Genomic DNA, 7,561 nt, shown 5'->3' on the forward strand with positions numbered 1-7,561 from the left:
AGCCCGGCTTTGACGGTATCAGGGAAAAACCGTAATACCTGCCTTTTGTAACGATAAGGCATTCGCCAAAGCCTACTCCGGAATCGTTTCGGTTTGGAAGCTCGGAAGCCCATTCGCCTGCATGTCATCACCGGTTCGCACCACCCACCGGCTCTCTTCGGAATCCACAAAGGTTACGCTTCTTCATTGCCATTGATTGATTATTATCTTAATGCTGAAAATAAAAAATGTCAATCTTCATTTTAAAAATCTTTTTATTTTTGTCAACCCATTTTTCATATTTGGATAACGGAACGGGATGTCGAAGACGGTTGTTTGTCGTAACACACTTTTCCGGTGGGAGAAGGCATTAAAGCTTTCCTTTCCGTGGTAAGCGCCCATCCCGCTTGCCCCGACGCCGCCGAACGGCTCAAATGGCAGTTCAAGAAGCGCCTGGCTCGTTTCTACCCCGCCTTCGATCACGGCGATAAAATCTTCCGGGAATATTTCTTCCACCAGTTTTTTCAAAGCTTTTGAAGTATGCGGCGTGTATTCCGACGGCTTGATCACTGCACAGTTTCCGGCGGCCACTGCGCCAACAAGTGGTACAAGCGCGAGCTGCAGCGGAAAGTTCCATGGCGAAATAATGAGCGCCGTGCCGTACGGTTCCGGTATAATCATGCTTTTTGAACCGGCATGGGTGAGCGGCGTTTTTGCCCGCTCCGGTTTCATCCATCTTTTCAAATGTTTCAATGTAAATGAAAGCTCGCTCAGAAGAATGCCGATTTCTGTTGCATACGCATCAAACGCCGACTTGTTCAAGTCTTTCCGGAGCGCACCCGACAGTGCCCTTTCATGCCGGATAACAGCTTTTTTCAGCGCCTCAAGCGCCCTAATGCGGAATGCATACGGCTTTGTTTTCTCCGAATAAAAGAAAGCTTGCTGTTTTGCCAGAATCGACTCTGCATTCATACGGAATCCTCTCTTTAAACAATCTTCAGCTGCTTATCGCGGTCATCTTTGTGCGCCTCATAAAAACGGACCATTGCCGGCAATGTCTCTTTGAAATCCGGGCAGGAAATCCCGGACCCCTCCAAATCTTTTTGGGCCGTGCTACAGTCATATTCTGCCTTGCATGTAAAATATTCAAGGGCTTCCCGCTCCGCATTCAGCCATTTCCGGAAAGCCTTAATAGAAAACAGCCATTCCATTACCGATAGCGGGATGGTCCCGTGCGGTTTTCTTCCGAGATACGCTTCCATGACCATTTTGTACAATTCGCGCATGCGGTACGAATGCGGGTCGGTAAGGTGATACGTTTTTCCCGTCTCGGCATGTGCATGGGCAAGATAAAGGGTGGCATCAAAAATGTAATCGACCGGGACAAAATTTCCTTCCGCCGTGCCCTCGCCGAAATACGGAATCACGGGAAAAATTTTAAATTTTGTAAGCGTATTCGAAAGAAAATAAATGCCGTCAAATTTAATGGTTTCGCCGGTCTTTGAATGCCCTTTTACAATCCCAGGGCGGATAACCGTAACCGGCACATCGCCCATGATGCCGCGGACGCGCTTTTCCGCTTCAAATTTCGTCTCCTCATAATGGTTTTTAAACGTCTGCCCCATGTCGAGTTCATGTTCGTAAATGCGCCCTTCCCTTTTCCCCGACACGTAGGCGGTGCTGAAATACACATACCGTTTTAAGGCTTTAAGCGTTTTTACCCACTGGTTTACGTTCTCTGTTCCCGTTACATTCACCCGCCAGGCGATGTCCCGTTTCACCGCAAGATCGTAAATGGCGGCAAGGTGGAACACATGGGTTACTTCTTCTGCCAGCTTGAAGCGCATCCCATCTTCAATCGAGAGCCCTTCTTTTGTAATATCCCCTTCAATGACGGTGAACTGTTCCTCCGAAATGTTTTCCGCTTCCTTGCAAATTTCCCTGATCTCCGCCTCTGCTTTTTGGCGCATCGCCGGAAGCACAAGCAAATAAATGTGCCCGGCCGGATAATCCAATTGTGCCATCCGCCTGATCAGCGACGAAGCGATAAAACCAGGAAAACCGGTAAAAAAATAAATGTTTTTCACGCGTCTCCCCCTCCTGTCGGAAATCTATTGAATGATATTCGCCAAGCCGGCATATTTCCCTGCAAAAAAAGCAAAGATTCAGACGAAATTTCACCCCCTTTTTCTCCCGTCCGGAAAACGGCTTATGCTGCTGGATGCCCGGTTCCCCCATAAGTGAGCGGCCCGGTCCTTGCCGGCTGCTTTTAGCGGGAGGATTCCTGGCAATATACAGCAAGCCGGCCTTTTCTATTTGCCACCGTACGCTTCACCGGGCTGTACCCGCGTACCTTACAGCGATGGGAGACAATCCACTAAAAAAGCCTTGTTTTGCTATTTACGTTCCAAATTTCAGCTGCATATCTGAGCACTGTATAATCCGATGAAAATACACCGGCATTGGCGATATTGATCAATGCCATCTCCTGCCATTTGAGCGGATCGCGGTACAGCATGTCCACTTTTTTCTGCGCCAGCGCGTAATCCTCGAAATCTCTTAAAACAAAAAACTCATCACCATATTTAATGAGGGAATCAAAGATGTCCCGCCCTTCCGCCTGCACACCGGGAATCGAGCCGTCAATCAGCGCATCAAGCACACGGTGCAGCACCGGATTGTTTTTATAATAATCATAGGAATGATAAGACCGGTCATGGTAATATTGGAAAACTTCCTGATCGGTCAGCCCGAAAAGGATAATATTGTCTTCCCCCACGAGGTCGCGGATTTCCACATTTGCACCGTCCAGCGTGGCCAATGTGACCGCACCATTGAGCATAAATTTCATATTGCTCGTCCCGGAGGCTTCTTTGGATGCGAGGGAAATCTGTTCGCTGACGTCAGCCGCAGGGATGATCCGCTCGGCCAGCGACACACCGTAATTTTCGATAAAAACGATCTTCAGCATATCCCTGACTGCCGGGTCATGGTTAATGAGATCCGCTGCGGCGTTTATCAACTTAATGATTTCCTTGGCGTAAGTGTAGCTCGGTGCCGCTTTGCCGCCAAAGATGAAAACGCGCGGGTAAATATCTGCTCCCGGATCATCCTTTAATTTAAAATACAAGCTTAAAATATGCAAAAGATTCAAAAGCTGCCTTTTATAAGCATGGAAACGTTTGACCTGCACATCAAAAATGGCATCTGTCCGGACGGTGAGCCCTGTCCTTTTCCTAATATAGTCTGCCAGCCGCTGCTTATTGATTTGTTTGATTTCCGCAAGTTGCCGCAGGACGCTTTCATCCCGGCGAAAAGGCTCCAGCATTTTCAGGTCTGTCGGCTTTGTCGCCCACTCCTTGCCGATTTTGCTGTCAATAAAACTGCGCAGCGGTTCGTTGGAAAGCAGCAGCCAGCGCCGGTGAGTAATGCCGTTTGTTTTATTATTAAATCTGGACGGGAAAATGTGATAGAAGTCACGAAGCACTTTTTCTTTCAAAATATTCGTATGGAGCTTTGCCACCCCGTTGATGCTATGGCTGCCAATGATTGCCAGGTGCGCCATCTTCACGCTCCCGCCCGAAATTACCCTCGTCCGCTCAATCATATCCCAGTCATATAAACGGGCCATGTCCTCGGCATAGCGGCGGTCAATCTCGCAAATAATTTGATAAATGCGCGGCAAAAGCTGTGCCATCATATCTGTCGGCCAACTTTCGAGCGCTTCGGACATAATGGTATGGTTGGTATAGCTGAGCACTTTTACCGTAACGTCCCAGGCCGGTTCCCAGTCCATGCCTTCCTCGTCCATCAAAATACGCATTAGTTCAGGGACACATAATGCCGGGTGTGTATCATTGATGTGGATGGCGACTTTTTCGGCGAGATTGGACATCGGCAGGCCGCGTTTTTTATAGGTGCGGATAATGCTTTGAATGCCTGCTGAGACGAAAAAATATTCCTGTTTCAAACGTAACAGACGCCCTTCATAATTGGAATCGTCAGGATACAGCACTTCCGAAATGCTTTCGATCCGGCTTTGCTGCTGAATAAAAGCATGGTACTCCGTGTTCGCATCCTCAAGCGGCATTTCCGCCGACCATAATCTTAAAGTGTTGACCGTATTGTCCCCGTAACCGATTACCGGGGTATCATACGGCACGGCAAGTACAATTTCCTCATTTTCATAATGGGGAACAAAATGCCCCGATGCATCTTTCTCAAGCCGGACGTTGCCGTAAAACCGCACATTTACCGCCTTGTTCAGCCGGCGTGTCTCCCACACATTGCCGTTTCGCAGCCAGTTTTCAGGCAGTTCAACCTGGTAGCCGTTGACAAATTTTTGCCTGAAAAGCCCGTACTTAAAACGGATGCCGTTCCCGTGCCCGGGGATCGCATGTGTCGCCATTGAATCGATGAAACAAGCTGCCAGCCGGCCAAGACCGCCGTTTCCCAGTCCGGCATCCAGTTCCACCTGTTCCAACGCTTCCAGGTCCATCCCCATTTCTTTAAGCCCCGCCCGGACCGTATCGAGAATTCCGAGGTTGAACAAATTACTTTTCAACATCCTGCCAAGCAAAAATTCCATTGAAAAATAGTAAACTTGTTTTTCCCCTTTTTCCAAGTAGCGCTGATTCGTGTTCCGCCATTCTTTTGCTGCATAAGAACCGATCAATTTTCCGAGTGTAACATACTGCTCTGTCAAATCAGATTTTTCCACATCCATTGTGAAGTAGTCCGACAGCATTCTTTCGAAATCGGCCTTAAATTGTTCCTTTGTGAGTTCCATCCCATTTCCTCCCGTTTTTTGCCCGTAATGTAACCCTTTCTCCGGAGAGGCTCAGAGCCGTTCCTGACTATTTTTTCAAATGCTGATTCTTCATTTTCCTGATTTTTATGATTTTATAAATAGCAAATCCGGCGGCACAGAGAAAAATGAGCCAGCCCAACTGAAATACCACATCAGGCCAATTGACATATGTATGCATGCTTTTCTCTCCTCCATAAGGGAATTTCCTTTTTCAAAAAATTTGTTCATCATCTTCCTAGTTTTATTTTAATGGACGCCGGAGCCATTGTCACCGAAAACTTTTTGCCGGCGTCCTAAAGCCCTTTTGCAAAGTGGCCGCTGCTCCATCGGTTTCTCGCGTGCCAACCGTCACGGTGTGTCGTGGGGAGGAGCAAAATTCACTCCCAAAAATTTTTGGATCTCTATTCCCATTTTTGGCTAAACCTATAAAAGGCGCCAACCAAAAAAGCACCCAAAGCCGGGATTTCTGCTTTGGGCGCTTCTTCTTTAAAACTTATATTTCTTCACAATCTCCTGTAAGTATTCCGACAGATAGGACAATGCTCTTGCCGAATCGCTGATGTCATCCATCGACTTAAGGTGGCTTTCAATGGAAGCGGCCATTTCTTCGGTTGCCGCCGCATTTTCTTCAGCAATTTGGGCAAGTTCGTTCGCAGTCGAGGTCACTTCCTGGACGGAGGCGGAAATTTCTTCCGAGATCGCCGCCATTTCTTCCACTTGCGGTGTGATCTCTTTCATCCCGTTCATGATCGTGTCAAATTTTCCGATCGAATCTTTGGAACGTGACACGCCGGTTTCCACATCTTTGGACACTTGTTCCATCTCGCGGACGGAATCTTCCGTATCATGCTGGATTTGCGTAATCAGCTTTTCAATTTCTTTTGTTGAGTTTTGCGACTGGTCGGCCAGTTTCCGGATTTCGTCTGCCACGACCGCAAACCCTTTTCCGTGCTCGCCCGCTCTTGCCGCTTCAATCGCTGCATTTAAAGCAAGCAAATTCGTCTGAGCCGCAATGCCTTTTATCACTTCTGTAATCTGGCTGATTTGCTTCGAATTTTCAAAGAGTGCCTGGATTTTTGCGTTGGATTGCGCGACAGAACCGGCAATGGACTTCATTTGCGCGACCGTCTCACGGACAGCCTCGCCGCCTTGTTTCGCATGTTCGAGCGTGGCATTGGACAAGCTGGAAATCGCCATCGTGCTGTCGGTTACTTTTTCCATTGCTTTTGCAATTTCACTCATCGCCTGGGCGCTGTTTTCCGTGCCGTTCGTCTGTGTTTCTGCACCGCTTGCAATCTGGGCAGCAGCGGAGTTGATTTCATGGCTTGCTTGTGTTGTATTTTCCGCGTTTGCCTTCAGCTCTTCTGAAGAGGAAACGACCATCTCCGCGCTTTTATCAACCTGGTCGAGAAGATCGCGCAGGCTGTCCTGCATTTTTTTAAAACTTACAGCCAGTTCACCGACTTCATCTTTTTTCCGGATATCTATTTCCTCTGTTAAGTCCCCGGAGGAAATTTTTAACGCTGCTTCTTTCAGGCGGTTAATCGGCCGTGTCACAGAACGGATGACAAAATAGGCTAATACCGTACCGAGAACGAGAAAAATGACGATGACAAGAATCATCCGGTCAATGATCGGCTGTACAGCTTTGCCGACCTCATCGGCATACATTGTCCCTGCAATTTTCCAACCCGTCAGGCTGTCGGTTGTATAAACCATCACTTTTTCCTTCCCCTGATACGTATAGGAAGTGTGTCCGGAAACATGGTTAAATACGGTATCATACACTTTTTCTTTTGCATACGCCCCCGGTTTTCTTCCCGGCATCACGACGATGCGGCGCGCCGGGTCTACAAGCACCGCATACCCGTTTTTCCCGATTTTGATTTCTTTCGCCATTTTTTGGACCGCGCTCATTTTCAGGTCAACTGCGACCACCCCGGAGCTGTCTTGCGTCGTTTTGGCAATGGTGACAATCGTTTCCCCCGTGGTCGCGTCCTGGTACGGGGCCGTCACAACCGCTTTTCCGGGCTGTTCCATCGCTTCCTTATACCACGGCCTTTGCCTTGGATCATAACCTGCAGGCAAGTTGCCATTCGGTTCGATCATCATTTTCCCGGAAGCTGTCCCAACGTAAACATTCAAGACATTGTTATGCAGATTTGCATATTGGCTGAACATCGTCTTGATTTCGGACGGCTTTTTTTCCGTTTCGGCCGAAATTTTTTTAGAAAAATAATCCACATCGTCCATGCGCGGCTGGATCGCATCATGGATGATATTCTGCAACAGATTGACATTTTCCGTGGCGGCATTCAGCATTTGCGATTGGACTTCACTTCCTGCTGATTTGATTGAAAAATATCCGATCAGTACAGATGGAACGAGCAGGATTGCGAGGATCGAAACCATCAATTTCGCTTTCATGTTCCACCGTACATGTTTCTCTACCATCTTTCGCATGACAGGGCAACTCCTTTTGTTCATTTTCATAGCGGTTATCACTATTTCTTTTATCGTACCTTTTAGTCTCTTTTTCATAGGGCTTTATACCCGGAAAAATATATGCAAATGATTGATAAGGCTTACAGGCTGAAGGGATAGCGGTTTTTGCAAATGTGAAAAGTTTATGGCAGGAATTACCAGAAAAAGCAGGAAATTTTTACGGTATATCGAATATATGATTTAATGGAATAAAGTCCTACGGTGTGATGTCAAGGGTTAAAAACAAGTGAATTGGAAATTTTGTTGGCTCTATGTCGTAAAAATGGC

4 protein-coding genes and 1 other annotated feature (1 of these 5 only partly in view) are annotated in these 7,561 nt (G+C 47.5%); all 4 genes read right to left on the minus strand.

Annotation, left to right across the window (positions count from 1 at the left end; genetic code table 11):
* Positions 1 to 196: a binding site (T-box leader), on the minus strand; it reaches 44 nt to the left of the window's first position.
* Between the two features lie 41 nt (positions 197 to 237).
* A complete protein-coding gene (locus NFR98_RS07555; protein WP_014097330.1) occupies positions 238 to 951 on the minus strand; it encodes an aldehyde dehydrogenase family protein in 714 nt (237 codons plus the stop codon).
* Between the two features lie 14 nt (positions 952 to 965).
* Complete coding sequence (locus NFR98_RS07560) at positions 966 to 2,066, minus strand: SDR family oxidoreductase (RefSeq protein WP_251459895.1); 1,101 nt, start codon at positions 2,064 to 2,066, stop codon at positions 966 to 968.
* 290 nt (positions 2,067 to 2,356) lie between these two features.
* Positions 2,357 to 4,768: a glycogen/starch/alpha-glucan phosphorylase gene (locus tag NFR98_RS07565; RefSeq protein WP_179234600.1), complete on the minus strand. Its 2,412-nt coding sequence runs from the start codon at positions 4,766 to 4,768 to the stop codon at positions 2,357 to 2,359.
* 507 nt (positions 4,769 to 5,275) lie between these two features.
* On the minus strand, positions 5,276 to 7,252 hold the full coding sequence (locus tag NFR98_RS07570; RefSeq protein WP_061086983.1) for a methyl-accepting chemotaxis protein: 1,977 nt from the start codon (positions 7,250 to 7,252) through the stop codon (positions 5,276 to 5,278).
* Positions 7,253 to 7,561 lie beyond the last annotated feature (309 nt).

Origin of the sequence: Weizmannia agrestimuris (genome assembly GCF_943193165.1) — a bacterium.
GTDB lineage: Bacteria > Bacillota > Bacilli > Bacillales > Bacillaceae_C > Weizmannia > Weizmannia faecalis.

Excerpts from the sequence above, each read along its gene's own strand:
- NFR98_RS07555 (WP_014097330.1), bottom strand. The coding sequence starts at position 951 with ATGAATGCAGAGTCGATTCTGGCAAAACAGCAAGCTTTCTTTTATTCG.
- NFR98_RS07565 (WP_179234600.1), bottom strand. The coding sequence starts at position 4,768 with ATGGAACTCACAAAGGAACAATTTAAGGCCGATTTCGAAAGAATGCTG.
- NFR98_RS07570 (WP_061086983.1), bottom strand. The coding sequence starts at position 7,252 with ATGCGAAAGATGGTAGAGAAACATGTACGGTGGAACATGAAAGCGAAA.